Genomic DNA, 17,255 nt, shown 5'->3' with positions numbered 1-17,255 from the left:
TATAAGTAAGGCAGGAAAATCCATCGCCCACACACTGAGAGTAGCCTTGTACGGCAGGATTTAACAATAGCCTGGCGTGTGCTTATGCGTAACGGTGCGCAAACCGGACCGATTACTGGCGTACCAGGCGGGAACGCGCCGGTATGAATGTGCCATTGCTACGCCATGGATTGATATCCAGCCCCCCGCGCCGTGTGTACCTGGCATAGACGCTAAGTTTTTCAGGCTGACAGAAACGCAGAATATCGTTAAAAATGCGCTCAACGCACTGTTCGTGGAACTCATTATGGTGGCGAAACGAGATAAGATAACGCAGCAGTGCCTCATGTCTGATACGCGGCCCGCGATAGCTTATCTGCACTGAACCCCAGTCAGGCTGGTTGGTTATCAGGCAGTTGGATTTCAGCAAATGGCTGACCAGCTGTTCTTCCACCACTTCAGATTGCGTCGCCTGTGACAGGTGCGTGGTGCTGAATTCGTAACTGTCGATTTCAATATCCTGTTCATCAATGCATTCACCACTGAAATGACCAATGGGTTGGCCTTCCACTTCCTGTAAACGGAACAACGCCACGCTCACCTCGCCCTGGGCACAGTGGCTGAGATCCTGCTCCAGCGTATGGCGCACTTCGTCCCAGTCAGCAAAACGGGTTTGGTTAAAGCTGTTGAGGTAGAGCTTAAAACTCTTCGACTCGATCAGGTTAATGCTGTTGGCATCAAGCGTGACCTCGCCAACGGCTACCTGCGGCACACCTTTGGCATTCAGCCACGACAGTTCATAGAGTGTCCAGATGTCGGCACCATGAAAAGGTAAGCGCTGTGGAAAGAGTCCCAGCGGTTCGCGGTTCATACTCCGGGGTACGGCCTGCAGTAAAGAGGGTTGATAAATATCGTGGTATTCTGTGGGTTTTCCCAATGTCAGACCGCTGAGTGTCTGCTGTGTATCCTTTAAAGACATCGTTTTACCTTCTTACCTGCTACAGCAGATGAGTGAGAATAAAATGGACAGGCAGCCGGCATCGCAAAGCATCGACTGAACTGAGCCGGTTACCGGTACGAGTTTAGCCTTAGAGCCTATCCCGTTAGGCTATTTTATTTGCCAGTTTGGCCCTGGGCAGTGCTCAAAATCCTCACGTACTTCGTGTACGCTCCGGTTTTTGCGCGCTGTCCGTGTCTAAACTGCCTGCGACAATTACGCCTGGTGGGATAGGCTCTTAGTGTAACTCAGGCTATAAAGAGTGAAAAAAGAATGATTGAAGAGACTACAGCTGCGCTGATTGATTTTACCCGGCACTATTATGAATCCTGGCAACGGGAATGTGGGCATCCTCCGGCCAGTCGTGAGCTGTATGGAATACCATCACCCTGCGTGCAGGAAAACGATGACGGACGGGTTATCTGGTTGCCACAGCCTTTTACATTGGCAAAAAATCTGGATGCGGTTGAGCGGGCACTGGCGTTGCGAATTCAGCCATCCGTGGTTGCATGGTACACCACGCAATTTGCGGGTGATATGCATACGGCAGTGGATGGTCAAATGTGTACTCTGCTGCAAACCTGGAGCGAAGACGATTTTGTGCGCTTACAGGAGAATTTGATCGGGCACCTGATCATGCAACGCCGTCTTAAGTTATCGCCCACGCTGTTTATTGCCACCACCTGCTCTGAACAGGAGATTATCTCTGTGTGTAATCTCACTGGCGAGGTGATTCTGGAGCAGTCGGGCAGCAAAAAGCGCCGTGTATTGGCAGATAATCTCATTGATTTTCTTTCAATATTAAGGGATTCAATCAGGTTTGCGGAAAACAGCGGCTGACTTTGTGAGAGATCTCTTACATGCTTTGTAAGAGATCGCTATTTAAAAAGTGGGGTTTTCTCAAGCTTTTTGATTAAAAACATTGTAAATCATAATCTTGTTTACTGTATTATTCAGTAAAGACACCTTTGCAATCAAAAATAGATGTAACCGGTATTGTTTGCTAATGATATTAGGGCAAAATACATCCCATCGGAAAGGATGCTGTGATTCAGGGATTGGATCAGGACACATCTGGATGATGATGCAGGGATAGTCTTCAGGATGAAGAAAAGGGGACATCTCAGGATGAGATAAAGGACACCTCCAGGATGGAGAATGTGAGCTATCAGTATAGATAGTGGGCAGGATGCTCAGGGAATATCACCACAGACGGTGAATGGTAGGAAACTTAAAGGACAAAGTTATCAAGGACGAGCAGGGAGCATTAATGTAGCGGGATAGCTGCGGACGAATCGGGAGCACTGTTTTTACAGTGCTCCCTTTTTTTCGTCGCCACTTTTTACCCGCTACGGCAGGCAATGTTATTCTTGCTGCCAGGTTGTGAACTGACAGGAGATAACGGATGAGCAGAGAAATGCAGGTCAGAAAATGCTTAAAAACAATTGAAGAAATACTACAGAATACGGGACTGTGGCAGACCTGTGCGCCAAACGCTGCCGCCTTTGAGAGCACGGAGCCATTTTGTGTGGATACCATGATGCCGTTGCAGTGGCTGCAATGGCTTTTTCTGCCGAGAATGCATGCCCTGCTCGGTGCCGGATCTGAGCTGCCGGGCAAACTTGCCATCGCGCCGTACTATGAGGTCGCGCTTGAAGGCGATATTCCCGGCCGCGCGACGTTATTACATGCGCTGAATCAGCTGGACAAACTTTTTGAGTCGCACGCCTGATGCTGGAAATTATCTATCAGGATCAATGGCTGGTGGCGGTAAATAAACCCACCGGATGGCTTGTTCACCGAAGCTGGCTGGACCGCCATGAAACGGTGTTTGTAATGCAGACATTACGGGACCAGATTAGCCAACACGTTTACACCGTCCATCGTCTGGATCGTCCCACTTCTGGTGTATTGCTGTTGGCGTTATCCGGCGATGTCGCCCGTCTGCTGTCTGAACAGTTTGCACAGCACCAGTTACAAAAAACTTATCATGCGGTTGTCAGGGGGTGGCTGACCGGTGAAGAGACGCTTGATTACGCCCTAAGCGAGGAGCTGGACAAAATCGCTGATAAATTTGCGCTGCCGGAAAAAGCGCCGCAGTCGGCGATAACCCACTGGCGTTCGCTGGCAACGGCTGAACTGCCAGTGCCGGTCAGTCGTTATCAGACCTCACGTTATACCCTGATGGAACTGCAACCCAGCACCGGACGCAAGCATCAGCTACGACGTCATATGAGCCATCTTCGTCATCCAATTATTGGTGATACTGCGCATGGCGATCTTCGCCAGAACCGCAGTGCCGCAGAGCATTTTGCCATGAACAGGCTGATGCTGCATGCCAGTGAACTGAGATTAACTCATCCGGTCACTGCCGAACCACTGATACTGCGTGCCGGGCTGGACAACATATGGCGGGGTGTTATGAGCACCTTCGGTTGGCAGGGATGTCTCCGTTATCTTGCCGGGGTTGAGTTTGCGCCCGACTGGCCTCAGGATAGAACCTTAAAATAAGCGCCAGGACAGGAGAAAAGCATGGCTCAGGTAGGCATTTTTGTTGGTACAGTTTATGGCAACGCATTGCTGGTGGCTGAAGAGGCGGAACCCTTGCTGACAGAGCAGGGGCACCAGGTGAAGATTTTTGAAGATGCCACGTTGGATGACTGGCAGCACTACAGTGATGGTGTGGTTCTGGTTGTTACTTCCACCACCGGCCAGGGCGATCTGCCCGACAGTATTGCGCCGTTGTTCCACAGCATCAGAGAAAAACTGGGGCATCAGCCCAGCCTGCGCTATGGCCTGATCGCGCTGGGTGACAGCAACTACGATGATTTTTGCGGTGGCGGTAAAAAGTTTGATGCGTTGCTACAGGAACACGGTGCACAGCGGCTTGCAGACGTGCTGATGGTCGATGCCAGCGAAACTCCCGAACCGGAAGAAGTCACTTCGCCCTGGGTTGAGCAGTTGGCGAAGCGCCTCGGCTGATGGCTACTGGCTGAGAAACAGCCACCGTCAGGTTACCGGTGCCGGATTAAACACCGACAGGGCATTATGGATCCCCCAGCGGTCAGACCAGGTATGCTTACGACCGCTGGCGATATCCAGAATCAGCTCAAACAACCGCCAGCCAACCTGCTCAATGCTTTCCTCTCCGGTGGCGATGGTTCCCGCGTTAATGTCCATCAGATCATGCCATCTTTCCGCCAGAGCGCTGCGCGTTGCCATTTTGATCACCGGTATTGCAGCCAGTCCATAGGGTGTGCCACGGCCGGTGGTGAAAACCTGCAATGTGATACCGGATGCCATTTGCTGGGTACCGCAGACAAAATCGCTGGCCGGCGTGGCTGCGTAAATCAGCCCACGTTTAGTGGGGCGCTGTCCGGGAGAGAGCACTTCCACGATGGCGCTGCGACCGGACTTTGCTATGGAACCCAGCGCCTTTTCCACCACGTTTGCCAGTCCTCCCTTTTTATTGCCGGGGGAGGGATTAGCACTGCGATCGGTTTTACCCATATTGAGATAGTCGTCGTACCAGGCCATCTCCTCCAGCAGCCGTTGCCCCACTTCTGTATTGGCGACCCTTGGCGTGAGCAAATGGACGGCGTCGCGCACTTCGGTGACTTCCGAAAACATCACTGTGGCACCGCACCTGACCAGGAGATCGGAAGCAAACCCTACCGCGGGATTTGCCGTGACGCCGGAAAAGGCATCACTGCCGCCGCACTGTGTACCGACAATCAGCTCAGCGGCGGGAACGGTTTCGCGCCGACGCTGATTGAGGCGTTGCAGATGACGCTCAGCAACCTGCAAAATATCGTTCACCATTGATGCAAAGCCAATATGCTTTTCATCCTGCAGGCGAACCACATCTTCTTCATCCAATGATATCGCCTGTACATCTGGCGTGCCTTCCAGTAGTCGCTCCGGCTGCAATTTCTCACAACCCAGGCTGACGATCATCACCTCACCGCCAAAGTTCGCATTCAGCGCCAGATTATGGATAGTGCGGATCGGTACCACTGCCGCCGGGGCGTTAATAGCCACACCACAGCCATATAAATGATTCAGGGCCACCACGCCATCGACGTTGGGATAACGGGGCAATAGCTGCCGCTCAATAATGTTCACCACATAATCGACCACGCCTGCCACACAGTGAACGCTGGTGGTAATACCGAGCAAATTGCGTGTACCCACGCTGCCATCAGCATTTCGGTAGCCTTCAAAGGTGTAGCCTGTCAGGGGGGGTAAGGGTGGTGGAACATGACTTGCCAGCGACATGCCGGAGAGTGCCGGTGCTTCCGGCAGTACGACCAGTGATTCATCTATCCAGCTGCCGCGTTCAATATCGCGCACGGCATAGCCAATAATTTCGCCATAGCGCACGATATTGCCGCCCCTGGCAATATTCTCCAGTGCCACTTTGTGGCCCTGGGGAATATGTTCCTTCAGGTGCAGGCCACAGGGAAATGCAGTGCCGGCAGCAAGCCCATGATGATTCACCACAATGGCAACGTTATCGCGTTCATCAACCTGGATATAGCGGGGGGGATCATTTCTGGAAATGTTCATTGCTCGACAAGTCCTGACTGTATGAGTGTAGGTTTTTTTATTTATCCCTTGATGATGATAATCCCTTGTCAGCGCTCAGACCTTTCTGCCATCCACAGTATAAAAAGGGAATACGGTAAAAAACATTATGCGGATGTCTGACAAGTAACGTACTGAATGGCTGATTTTCAGGCATAAGCCCTGGTTCCAGTGAGAGTCCTCACAAAGCAGGTCAGAGTGTGACTGGCTCCGCAGAATGCGGATGTTCCGTGAACCAGTCGGCATTTAATTATGCAAATGCAATAATTATTTTCCTTTTAACACTTTTTTATCGTGCATTTTACCGATGCTTTTGCCATTGCCAGGTTTCTATACTTTTAGTCACTGATGATGGTTCGCCACGCTGCGTTTCGACTCTCTCTGCCAGCCAACTCAATCGCTGTGTTTAACCCAACATCATTCTGATACCCAATGCGATGTGTATGCCGTTCAGAGTGCCAATAGTCTGCGGACTCTATTTCAGGAGTGCATCATGAATTCAATCACTGGTAGCGCGAGCGATGTGCAAAAAAGAACTCACGCTCGCTACTGGATAGTGGTGATGCTGTTTATTGTCACCTCTTTTAATTACGGGGACCGGGCAACCATTGCCATCGCCGGTTCTGCAATGTCAAAAGATATTGGTCTTGATCCTGTCGGGTTGGGGTATATCTTCTCCGCGTTCTCATGGGCTTATGTTATCGGGCAGATTCCAGGCGGCTGGCTGCTTGACCGCTTTGGTTCCCGGCGGGTCTATTTCTGCAGTATTTTCCTCTGGTCGCTGTTCACCCTGCTTCAGGGATTTGTCGATTTGTTCAGTGGTTTTACCGTGATCGCCGTGCTGTTTCTGTTGCGCTTTATGGTGGGGCTGGCTGAAGCCCCCTCTTTCCCCGGTAACAGCCGGATCGTCGCTGCCTGGTTTCCTGCTCAGGAGCGCGGCACGGCGGTGGCGATATTTAATTCTGCCCAGTACTTCGCCACGGTGATTTTCGCTCCGGTTATGGGTTGGCTGGTATCTGAAGTTGGCTGGGCGCACGTATTCTGGTTTATGGGCGGAGTGGGGATCATCATCAGCTTCATCTGGTTACGGGCGATCCGCGATCCTAATGAACATCCCGGCGTCAATAAAGCCGAACTGGCGTATATGGAGCAGGGCGGCGCGTTGATCAACATGGATCAAAAGAAACAGGTACAAAAAGTCAGCTGGGAAGAAAAAGTTTATCAGATCAAACAGTTGGTTGGGTCAGGAATGATGATAGGCATCTATCTGGGGCAATATTGTATTAACGCTTTAACCTACTTCTTTATTACCTGGTTTCCGGTGTATCTGGTTCAGGCTCGCGGCATGTCCATTCTGAAAGCGGGAATGGTTGCTTCCATCCCTGCCATCTGTGGTTTTCTTGGCGGCGTGCTGGGCGGCATCATCTCCGACTGGCTGATGCGCCGAACCGGTTCGCTGAATATTGCCCGTAAGACCCCGATTGTATTGGGTATGCTGCTCTCCATTTCCATGGTGGTGTGTAACTACGTGGAAACGGAATGGGTGGTAGTGTTCTTTATGGCGCTTGCCTTCTTTGGTAAAGGCATTGGCGCGCTGGGCTGGGCGGTTATGGCGGACACCGCACCGAAAGAGATCAGCGGCCTGAGTGGTGGCCTGTTCAATATGTTCGGCAATATTTCCGGCATCGTCACCCCCATCGCTATCGGATACATCATTGCCAAAACAGGTTCTTATAACGGCGCGCTGATTTACGTGGGTATCCATGCATTTGTCGCGGTCCTGAGCTATCTGGTACTGGTGAAAGACATCAAACGCATTGAGCTGAAACCCCTCTGAGGAAGTGCGATGAACACACAAAGTTCCCCTGTCATCCTGGAAATGAAAGTCATCCCGGTGGCGGGTCATGACAGTATGCTGCTGAATATCGGTGGTGCACATGGTGCTTATTTTACCCGGAATATTGTGGTGTTGACCGACAGTGCCGGCCATACCGGTGTGGGTGAAGCGCCGGGGGGAGACACCATTTATCAGACGCTGGTGGCAGCTATTCCGCAGGTGAAAGGGAAAGAAGTGGCACGAATGAATCGCCTGGTACAAAGCGTGTACAAAGGAAACCAGTCGGCGGATTTCGATACCTTCGGTAATGGCGCATGGACATTTGAGCTGCGGGTCAATGCGGTGGCCGCGCTGGAAGCGGCGCTGCTGGACCTGTTAGGGCAATGCCTGAATGTCCCGGTGGCAGAACTGCTGGGGCCAGGCAAACAGCGCGATGCAGTGACCGTTCTGGGGTATCTTTTTTATATCGGCGACCGCCAGAAAACTGATTTGCCCTATCTTACCGGTGAGAAAGCCAGCCATGAATGGTATCAACTGCGTCATCAACAGGCATTGGACAGCGCCGCCGTGGTGAGGCTGGCAGAGGCCGCTCAGGACAAATATGGTTTTAAAGATTTCAAACTGAAAGGGGGCGTTCTGCCGGGGGAACAGGAGATCGACACGGTGAAAGCGCTAAAAAAACGCTTTCCCGATGCACGTATCACCGTTGATCCTAACGGCGCCTGGCTGCTGGATGAAGCCATTACGCTGTGCAAAGATCTGCATGGCATTCTTGCCTACGCTGAAGATCCGTGCGGCGCGGAGCAAGGCTATTCCGGGCGGGAAGTGATGGCTGAATTTCGCCGCGCTACCGGCCTGCCGGTGGCCACCAATATGATCGCCACCAACTGGCGTGAGATGAACCATGCCGTAATGCTGAATGCTGTCGATATTCCGCTGGCAGACCCGCATTTCTGGACACTCAGCGGTGCAGTGCGTGTCGCCCAGCTCTGTGATGACTGGGGCCTGACCTGGGGCTGCCACTCCAATAACCACTTCGATATCTCACTGGCGATGTTTACCCATGTGGGCGCTGCTGCACCGGGTAACCCTACCGCTCTCGATACCCACTGGATCTGGCAAGAGGGAAATCAGTGTCTGACCAGAGAACCGTTAACAATCCGAAACGGTCAGATTGCCCTGCCGGACGCACCGGGTCTGGGGGTTGAACTGGACTGGGCCAGGCTGGAGCAGGCCCATGAACTTTATAAAACGCTGCCCGGTGGCTGCCGTAACGATGCCGTCGCCATGCAGTATCTGATCCCCGGCTGGACATTTAATCGCAAGCGCCCGGTTTTTGGGCGCTGACGGCTGATTATGCAGAAGGAACACGTTATGAGTCATGCTACAGCAACCCCAACTATCACCGAAATGCAGGTGATCCCCGTTGCAGGCTACGACAGTATGCTGCTGAACCTGAGCGGTGCGCATGCGCCGTTTTTCACCCGTAATATTGTCATTATCAAAGACAATGCCGGTCATACCGGGTTAGGCGAAATTCCGGGCGGCGAGAAAATTCGCCAAACGCTGGAAGACGCGGCGGCGTTACTGACCGGCCGTGCGCTGGGTGAATATAAAAATCTTCTCAGTCTTGTGCGCAACACTTTCGCCGATCGTGATGTCGCTGGCCGTGGCCTCCAGACGTTTGATTTGCGTACCACCATTCATGTGGTGACCGGTATTGAGTCGGCATTACTCGACTTGCTGGGCCAACATCTGGGCGTCAATGTTGCCACGCTATTGGGGGATGGTCAGCAGCGCAGCCAGGTCGGGATGCTGGGCTATCTGTTCTATATCGGCGATCGTCGCAGAACCTCGTTGCCTTATCAGAGTCAGCCAGATGAAACCTGCGACTGGTATCGCCTGCGACATGAAGAGGCGCTGACCCCAGAGGCCATCGTCCGGCTGGCAGAGGCGGCGTATGAAAAGTATGGTTTCAACGATTTTAAACTGAAAGGCGGCGTGCTGGCGGGCAGTGACGAAGCGGAAGCGGTGACCGCGTTGGCGAAACGTTTTCCACAGGCGCGCATTACGCTGGATCCCAACGGTGCATGGTCGCTGAATGAGGCTATCGCACTGGGCAAGTCATTGCAGGGCGTGCTGGCCTATGCTGAAGATCCTTGCGGAGCAGAGCAGGGCTATTCCGGGCGGGAAGTCATGGCAGAGTTCCGTCGTGCTACCGGGCTACCCACCGCGACAAATATGATTGCCACCGACTGGCGGCAGATGGGCCACACCCTGTCGCTGCAATCTGTCGATATTCCGCTGGCAGATCCGCATTTCTGGACCATGCAGGGATCGGTTCGCGTCGCCCAGATGTGCCATGATTTTGGCCTGACCTGGGGCTCACACTCCAACAACCATTTTGATATTTCACTGGCGATGTTTACGCATGTTGCGGCGGCAGCACCGGGTGAAATTACTGCGATCGATACTCACTGGATCTGGCAGGAAGGCAACCAGCGTCTGACCCGCCAGCCACTGCAAATCAAAGGTGGATATGTACAGGTCCCTGAAAAACCGGGACTCGGTATTGAGCTGGATATGGATCAGGTTATGAAGGCGCATCGGCTGTATCAACAGCACGGGTTGGGGGCGCGCAATGATGCCCAGGCCATGCAATTCCTGGTACCGGACTGGACTTTCGATAACAAACGCCCCTGCCTGGTGCGCTAACTTTTTCAGGAGAACGTGATGAGCTATGTAAACATGCCGAACAGTTTCCGCCAGCGCCTGTTAGCCGGAGAGACATTGATTGGCAGCTGGTGTGCACTGGCCAACCCGATTACCACCGAAGTGCTTGGGCTGGCCGGTTTCGACTGGCTGGTGCTGGATGGCGAACATGCACCTAACGATATCACCACTTTTATCCCGCAGCTGATGGCGCTGAAAGGCAGCGTCAGTGCGCCGGTGGTTCGTCCACCCTGTAACGAACCGGTGATTATCAAACGTCTGCTGGATATTGGTTTTTCTAATTTTTTGATCCCCTTCGTGGAAACGGCTGAGGACGCGACACGGGCCGTGGCATCCACCCGTTATCCACCGATGGGCATCCGTGGGGTGTCCGTTTCTCATCGCAGTAACATGTATGGCACCGTGTCGGAATATAACCGCAGGATTAATGACAACATCACGTTACTGGTACAGATCGAAACGCAGCTGGCGGTGGATAACATTGACGCGATTACGGCGACTGACGGGGTGGACGGGATTTTCGTTGGGCCGGGCGATCTCTCGGCGGCGCTCGGCTACCTGGGCCAGCCGGCACACCCGGAGGTATTGAAAGTGATTCAGTCTGTTTTCGAACGGGCGAAAGCGGCGGGCAAGCCCAGCGGCATCCTTGCCCCGGTTGAAGCCGATGCCCGACGTTATCTGGAATGGGGGGCCAGTTTCGTGGCGGTAGGCAGCGATGTGGGTGTCTTCCGTGCCGCAACCCAGGCTCTGTGCGATCGTTTCAAAAAATAATCCACCCTTCAGGAGAAATAAAATGAAAATTGGCTTTATTGGTCTGGGCATTATGGGGAAACCCATGAGTAAAAATCTGCTGAAAGCGGGTTACAGTCTGGTTGTCCGGGATAACAACCGGGAAAATGAAGCAGAGCTGGTGAGCCTGGGGGCTACGGTTGCCGCATCTGCCAAAGCGGTGGCAGAACAGTGTGAAGTTATCATCACCATGCTGCCCAATTCCCCCCAGGTGAAAGAGGTGGTTCTGGGGGAAGAGAGCATTATCCAGGGCGCTAAAGCGGGCACGGTTATCATTGATATGAGTTCGATTGCGCCGCTGGCCAGCCAGGAGATCCATGCTGAACTGGCAAAGAAAGGTATCGCTTTACTGGATGCGCCGGTCAGCGGTGGTGAGCCAAAAGCGATTGAGGGCACCTTGTCGGTAATGGTGGGTGGCGATAAAGCGCTGTTCAACAAATGCCATGACATTATGAAGGCGATGGCCGGATCGGTAGTGCATACCGGAGATATTGGTGCGGGGAATGTCACCAAGCTGGCTAATCAGGTGATCGTGGCGCTTAACATTGCGGCGATGTCTGAAGCACTGACCCTCGCGACCAAAGCCGGTGTTAATCCGAACCTGGTGTACCAGGCGATTCGCGGTGGGCTGGCTGGCAGTACCGTGCTGGATGCCAAAGCGCCGATGGTCATGGACCGCAATTTTAAACCGGGTTTTCGTATCGATCTGCATATCAAAGATCTGGCCAATGCGCTGGATACGTCGCATGAGGTGGGGGCACAGTTGCCGTTAACCGCGGCGGTGATGGAAATGATGCAGGCGCTGCGGGCGGATGGACTGGGATCTGCCGATCACAGCGCCCTGGCCTGCTACTATGAAAAATTAGCCAAAGTTGAAATAAGCCAATAGCAGTGTGATCCGGCCTGACCGCGGCCGGAATCCGTTCCCGCTTGCCGGGGGTCGTTCAACAGCGCACGGATAACGTATGAAAATAGTAATCGCACCGGATTCATATAAAGAGAGTCTGACCGCCCAACAGGTTGCCACGCAAATTGAGCTGGGATTTCGGGACATTTTTCCCGATGCAGACTACGTTAGAATACCGGTGGCAGACGGCGGAGAAGGCACCGTGCAGGCGATGGTGGCGGCGACCAGTGGTAGTCTGATCCGTCTTCGTGTTACCGGCCCGCTGGGCGAACCGGTAGACGCTTTTTACGGCCTCTCCGGGGATAAACGTTGCGCCTATATTGAGATGGCTGCGGCCAGCGGACTTGAACTGGTTCCAACGGCGCGCCGCGATCCGCTGATCACTACCTCCTGGGGGACCGGAGAGCTAATCCGTGATGCACTTGATAAAGGAGTGGCGCATTTTATTATTGGCATAGGTGGCAGTGCGACTAACGACGGCGGTGCCGGAATGGTGCAGGCGTTGGGGGCTAAACTGCTGGACCAGCAGGGCCAACAGATTGGCTGCGGCGGTGGTCAGCTTGCGCATCTGGCCACCATTGATATGGGTGATTTTGATCCGCGCATTAAAAACTGTCGTTTTGAGATTGCCTGTGATGTGACCAACCCGTTACTGGGAGAGAAGGGCGCATCGGCGGTGTTTGGCCCACAGAAAGGCGCCACGCCGGAGGTGGTTAAACAGCTGGACCGCGCTCTGACACATTATGCGGAGGTGATTCATCGTGAACTGGATATTGATGTATTTTCACTGGTGGGTGGTGGTGCTGCAGGGGGGATGGGGGCGGGATTGTACGCTTTCTGCCACGCACAATTGCGCCGTGGTGTGGAGATTGTGACCGAAGCGCTTGGGCTGGAGCGGCTGGTGAAGGATGCCACGCTGGTGATCACCGGGGAAGGTCGCATAGACAGCCAGACCATTCATGGCAAAGTGCCCATTGGAGTGGCGAAGATTGCCAAGCGCTATAACAAGCCGGTCATCGGGATTGCGGGAAGTTTGACATCTGACGTGTCCGTGGTCCATCAGCATGGGCTGGATGCGGTTTTCAGCGTGATTTACAGGATTTGTACGCTGGAAGATGCGCTGGCAGGCGCGGCAGAAAATGTGCAAAGGGCCGCGCGTAATATTGCAGCTGCCATTGCCATTGGGCAAACTATTAGCACGAAATAATCTGACCGGCGAGCGGGCGCTATTCCGCTCCGGCCGACTGTTTAATCAGCTAATGCCAACCTCTCTTTTGCCAACCTTGCGACATTCTCTGTTTCATCCAGCAGTTCAAGCAACTCCGGCTCGACCGCGTTAATATCGTTGTTTAACCGCAGGTTCTGCTCAAGCTGCTGGCAAAGCTTTTTCAGCCTGGGGACACCGCTGTAGCTGGCACTGCCATGCAGTTTGTGAATAATATTGCGCAGCGCTTCAGGATTGTTTTCTTTCATATAGCGTCCGACCGAACTTTGAACATCCGGTAAAAAATCGACCAGCATTTGTAACAGTTCAAGGGCCAGATCGGGTTTATTTGCCGCCTGACGCAGCGCCAGATGCCAGTCCAGTGAGGCGGGTATATCGGGCACCTTTATCGCTTTGGTTCCCGGCGAGTACCGGGCTAACAAATGGCTCAGTTTGACCTCATCAATGGGTTTGGCCAGGTAATCAATCATGCCGGCCTTAAACAGCGCTTCCTGTTCGCCATTCAACGCGTGGGCGGTGACGGCGACAATCGGGGTGGAAGCGTGTTGCGGCAGTTGGCGGATTAGCTCGCTGGTGCGGATACCGTCAATTTCTGGCATCTGAATATCCATCAGAATAATATCAAGCGCCTGCTTTTGTGCTTCCTTGATGGCGGTGATACCACTCTCACAGAGAACAATATGTTCCACCTGTTCCTCCAGCAGTGCGCCGATCAACTTCAGGTTGGCAGGATTATCATCCACCGCCATTACCGTCAGCGGCAGGCGACGCCTTTCTGGTCGGTATTCTGCTTCGCGCATGTGATGGTCAAGCAAAACCGGCAGCAGACGCGAAAGCGACACAGGTTTAATCAGGCAGGCGCTGACGCCGCGCGCTTTTAAGTCTTCAGCGTAGGTTTGCATCTGGCAGGGGAGCGCCATAATCACGTTATCGGCTCGCTGCAATGCCGGTAACAGCTCATGATTAGCGATCTCGTGCCCATGTTCCCTTGTCACCGACAGCCCAATTAACAGGACGTCATAGTGGCCGTGGGGAAGCCCTTCCAGCGTGGTACTGTAGCTGACTTTCATTCTGGTTGCGGCCAGCAGATCCTGGGTCGCCTGAGCGGCAGCCGCATTAGCCTCAACATAGGCCAGTCGCTTGCCCTGCAAGCACTCTACGGCACGCGGATCGCTCGCGGCATTCGGATTAAGCGCCAGGTTGACATGGAACCAGAAGGTCGATCCCTGATTGAGACGACTGTGAAACGAGATCTCTCCCCCCATTTCGTTGACCAGCTTTTGGGTGATCACCAATCCCAGACCGGTTCCCCCATGACGCCTGGATATACTGGCATCCGCCTGCCGGAACGCCTGAAACAATTGCGACTGCTGCTTCTCGGAAAGGCCAATCCCGGTGTCGTGGATTTGTACCTCCAGATCGACGCGGTTATTAATTATTAAACGTTTTTCCACGCGAATGCTGATGTGACCCTGCTCGGTAAATTTGATGGCGTTGCCCAGCAGATTAACAATGATTTGTTGCAGGCGTAGCGGATCGCCAATGGCATTGTCCGGTACGTCATGTTGGATATTCAGCGTCAGTTCAAGCCCTTTCTCATGGGCGGATTGCGCCAACAGAACCACTACCTCATCCAGCGTTGCCCGTAAGGGAAAAGGAATGTTTTCCAGCACCAGCTTACCGACTTCCAGCTTGGAGAAGTCCAGCACGTCGTTAATGATGCTCAGCAGATTATTGGCGGAGCGCTCAATGGTATGCAGATAGTCGCGTTGGGTGGAGTTCAGCGCGGTTTTTAGCGTCTGACGGGTAAAGCCAATAACCCCGTTCAGCGGCGTTCGCAGCTCATGGGACATATTGGCGAGGAATTCCGATTTGATACGAGCTGCTTCCTGCGCGCGCTTTTTCGCCAGATCCAACTCCACATTCTGGATTTCCATCTGTTCAAGCGTTTCACGCAGATCGGAGGTGGCCTGATCGATATTTTGCAGCATCTCTTCATGGTAAGCCGTCAGCGACATCGCCATAGAGTTAATGCCGTTTTTCAGCATATCCAGCTCACCCAGCATATGTCCTGTCACCCGGCTGTCGAGTTGCCCACGACGGATACGGTCAACGGTGTTGACCATATTACGAATGGGGCCGGTGACATCGCGCATCAGACGGTAGGCAAACAGCATCGCCAGACAGAGACAGAACAGCAGCAGCAGGGTGGAGACAAAAACTTCCTTATATTGCTGTAGCCTGACCGACTGTAAATCCAGTTCAATGGCGACATAACCCAGAGGATTACCGCTGGGTTTGGCATTGTCCTCCGGCGACTCATCCGGGTAATAGCTTTCTGACAGGATTGGCGTGCGTAAGATTATTGAGTTTCCCAGGCGTTGAATGCCAATGTCAGAAGGTAACCTTGTCCCTTCCTGTATCCGCAGTTTTTCAACATTCAGATGATAATTAGAGGTGGCAAACAGTTGATTCTGTGCGTCAAATACGGTGATGACACGAACGATATTTGAATGACGACGGTGCAGCAGGCTAACCAGCTGTCGCACAGAGGTTTTGCTGTGGAAGGTCATGCCGTATTCGCTGGCGGTAGCCAGCGGTTCAATAATATTTGCCCCCGCATCCACCAGCTGATGTTGTAATTCGTTGTAGCGATGCACAATAAAAAAAGTGCTTAACAGAAGCCCTATCATCAGTGTGGGGGCCAAAATCAAAATTATCATACGCGCCCGCAGGCTGTATTTGGTCATAATCATCCTGTGATACGGTGTGGAGAAGGGGGCGGCGCAGGTCGAATTTTTTTGATCGCTGGTGTAGGCTACGCACGCTTTTTCGCTAACAATCTTTCGGATAAAAATCAATAATGGCGCAATTCTACTCTGCAAAACGGCGCGTGACGACCCGTCAGATCATAACAGTGACAGTTAATGAAATGGACGTATCGGGACAGGGCGTGGGGCGAATTGATGGTAAAGCGCTGTTCATCAGCGGTGCATTACCTGGCGAGCGGGCAGAGGTAGAAATAACCCAGCAGAAAAATTCATGGGCACGGGGAAAAACAATCCGCATTCTCTCTGCCAGCCCTGAACGGGTTACGCCACCCTGCCCGCATTTTACTCTCTGTGGTGGATGCCAGTTGCAACATGCCTCACCCGCGCTGCAACAGCAGAGTAAAGCCAGTGCCCTTGCGCGTCTGCTCAGTCAGCAAAATGGCCAGCCGGTCGCGGTGGACAATATTATTTCAGGGGAACCTTATGGCTATCGTCGACGGGCAAGGCTGAGTCTGCATTACGATAAACGCAGTCAGACAGTGCAAATGGGATTTCGTCAGGCTGCCTCCCGTGAACTGGTTGCCATCTCGCAATGTCCTGTTTTGAAGCCCGAGCTTAATGCATTAATCCAGCCGTTGCATCAGATGTTGAACAGTTTACAGGCGGCAAGGCGATTGGGACATATTGAACTGGTGCTGGCGGATAACGGCCCACTGCTGGTTCTGCGGCATCTTGATACCCTGAGTGGGACGGATCGGGAAAAACTGGAACAGTTTTCGCATAATCATCACGTTGCCCTGTTTCTGGCACCCGACAGCGATACACTGGTGCAGGTTAACGGCGCAATGCCTTTTTATCGCATTGATGATCTGACGCTCGCTTTTAGTCCGCGCGATTTTATCCAGATCAATGGTGAACTTAATCAGCAGATGGTTAATCAGGCACTAAACTGGCTGGATCTCCAACCGCAGGATCGGCTGTTGGATCTGTTTTGCGGCATGGGAAATTTTACGTTGCCGGCAGGAAAACAGGTAGAACATGCAACGGGTGTGGAAGGGGTAGCAACATTGGTGGGGCAGGCTGCACGCAATGCTGCACGGAATAATCTGAATAATGTGGATTTCTTCCAACACAATCTGGAAGAGGATGTCGTGAAACAGGCCTGGGCTGCAAAAGGATTTAACAAAGTTCTGTTAGACCCGGCCCGTGCCGGGGCGGCGGCGGTGATGTCTCATATCATTAAACTTGCCCCGCAAAAGGTGGTCTACGTATCCTGTAATCCGACTACACTTGCCCAGGATAGTCAGAATCTTCTGGCATCCGGTTATCAATTGGAAAGGGTTTCGCTGCTTGATATGTTTCCGCATACCGGGCATGTGGAATCCATGGTGTTATTTAGCCGAAAACAGGCTCCCGCGTGGGAGTAAGCC

Annotated in this window: 14 protein-coding genes; 11 read left to right on the top strand and 3 right to left on the bottom strand. The window is 53.0% G+C overall.

From position 1 onward, the window contains the following. Nucleotides 1-112: 112 nt before the first annotated feature. Nucleotides 113-958, bottom strand: coding sequence for an NADPH-dependent 7-cyano-7-deazaguanine reductase QueF (gene queF, locus EB241_RS02425; protein WP_124231612.1), 846 nt, complete (start codon nucleotides 956-958; stop codon nucleotides 113-115). A 291-nt stretch (nucleotides 959-1,249) separates the two neighbouring features. Between queF and syd the strand changes: the two genes are divergently transcribed. From syd to EB241_RS02405, 4 genes are all read left to right on the top strand, one after another. Further along, on the top strand, nucleotides 1,250-1,816 hold the full coding sequence (syd, locus tag EB241_RS02420) for a SecY-interacting protein (protein WP_124231611.1): 567 nt from the start codon (nucleotides 1,250-1,252) through the stop codon (nucleotides 1,814-1,816). A gap of 565 nt (nucleotides 1,817-2,381) precedes the next feature. Further along, nucleotides 2,382-2,708: a YqcC family protein gene (locus EB241_RS02415; protein ID WP_124231610.1), complete on the top strand. Its 327-nt coding sequence runs from the start codon at nucleotides 2,382-2,384 to the stop codon at nucleotides 2,706-2,708. Further along, on the top strand, nucleotides 2,708-3,487 hold the full coding sequence (gene truC, locus EB241_RS02410; RefSeq protein ID WP_124231609.1) for a tRNA pseudouridine(65) synthase TruC: 780 nt from the start codon (nucleotides 2,708-2,710) through the stop codon (nucleotides 3,485-3,487). Before EB241_RS02415 ends, truC begins: the two co-directional genes overlap by 1 nt. Nucleotides 3,488-3,508: 21 nt before the next feature. Continuing rightward, the gene (locus EB241_RS02405; RefSeq protein ID WP_124231608.1) at nucleotides 3,509-3,958 is read left to right on the top strand and encodes a flavodoxin; all 450 of its coding nucleotides are present in this window, start codon (nucleotides 3,509-3,511) and stop codon (nucleotides 3,956-3,958) included. Between the two features lie 27 nt (nucleotides 3,959-3,985). Here the strand turns inward: EB241_RS02405 and garD are convergent, their stop codons facing one another. Then, nucleotides 3,986-5,545 (bottom strand): galactarate dehydratase, encoded by a 1,560-nt coding sequence (gene garD / locus EB241_RS02400; protein WP_124231607.1) that lies wholly within the window; start codon nucleotides 5,543-5,545, stop codon nucleotides 3,986-3,988. Nucleotides 5,546-6,056: 511 nt separating this feature from the next. Between garD and EB241_RS02395 the strand changes: the two genes are divergently transcribed. From EB241_RS02395 to EB241_RS02370, 6 genes are all read left to right on the top strand, one after another. Next, nucleotides 6,057-7,400 (top strand): MFS transporter, encoded by a 1,344-nt coding sequence (locus EB241_RS02395; protein ID WP_124231606.1) that lies wholly within the window; start codon nucleotides 6,057-6,059, stop codon nucleotides 7,398-7,400. Between the two features lie 9 nt (nucleotides 7,401-7,409). Further along, a complete protein-coding gene (locus EB241_RS02390) occupies nucleotides 7,410-8,747 on the top strand; it encodes an enolase C-terminal domain-like protein (protein WP_124231605.1) in 1,338 nt (445 codons plus the stop codon). A gap of 27 nt (nucleotides 8,748-8,774) precedes the next feature. After that, nucleotides 8,775-10,115 (top strand): glucarate dehydratase, encoded by a 1,341-nt coding sequence (gene gudD, locus EB241_RS02385; RefSeq protein ID WP_124231604.1) that lies wholly within the window; start codon nucleotides 8,775-8,777, stop codon nucleotides 10,113-10,115. 18 nt (nucleotides 10,116-10,133) lie between these two features. Beyond that, on the top strand, nucleotides 10,134-10,904 hold the full coding sequence (garL, locus tag EB241_RS02380; protein WP_124231603.1) for a 2-dehydro-3-deoxyglucarate aldolase: 771 nt from the start codon (nucleotides 10,134-10,136) through the stop codon (nucleotides 10,902-10,904). Between the two features lie 22 nt (nucleotides 10,905-10,926). Beyond that, nucleotides 10,927-11,811: a 2-hydroxy-3-oxopropionate reductase gene (gene garR, locus EB241_RS02375; protein WP_124231602.1), complete on the top strand. Its 885-nt coding sequence runs from the start codon at nucleotides 10,927-10,929 to the stop codon at nucleotides 11,809-11,811. Nucleotides 11,812-11,887: 76 nt separating this feature from the next. Continuing rightward, the gene (locus tag EB241_RS02370) at nucleotides 11,888-13,036 is read left to right on the top strand and encodes a glycerate kinase (protein WP_124231601.1); all 1,149 of its coding nucleotides are present in this window, start codon (nucleotides 11,888-11,890) and stop codon (nucleotides 13,034-13,036) included. A 41-nt stretch (nucleotides 13,037-13,077) separates the two neighbouring features. Here the strand turns inward: EB241_RS02370 and barA are convergent, their stop codons facing one another. Beyond that, entirely contained in the window at nucleotides 13,078-15,804 is a 2,727-nt protein-coding gene (barA, locus tag EB241_RS02365; RefSeq protein ID WP_124231600.1) for a two-component sensor histidine kinase BarA, read from the bottom strand. Nucleotides 15,805-15,917: 113 nt separating this feature from the next. Here barA and rlmD point away from each other — a divergent pair, with 113 nt between their 5' ends. Continuing rightward, nucleotides 15,918-17,252 (top strand): 23S rRNA (uracil(1939)-C(5))-methyltransferase RlmD, encoded by a 1,335-nt coding sequence (gene rlmD, locus EB241_RS02360; protein WP_124231599.1) that lies wholly within the window; start codon nucleotides 15,918-15,920, stop codon nucleotides 17,250-17,252. The last annotated feature ends 3 nt before the right edge of the window (nucleotides 17,253-17,255 follow it).

The organism is Erwinia psidii (genome assembly GCF_003846135.1).
Taxonomy (GTDB): domain Bacteria; phylum Pseudomonadota; class Gammaproteobacteria; order Enterobacterales; family Enterobacteriaceae; genus Erwinia; species Erwinia psidii.
This window is presented reverse-complemented; position numbering and strand designations above follow the sequence as displayed.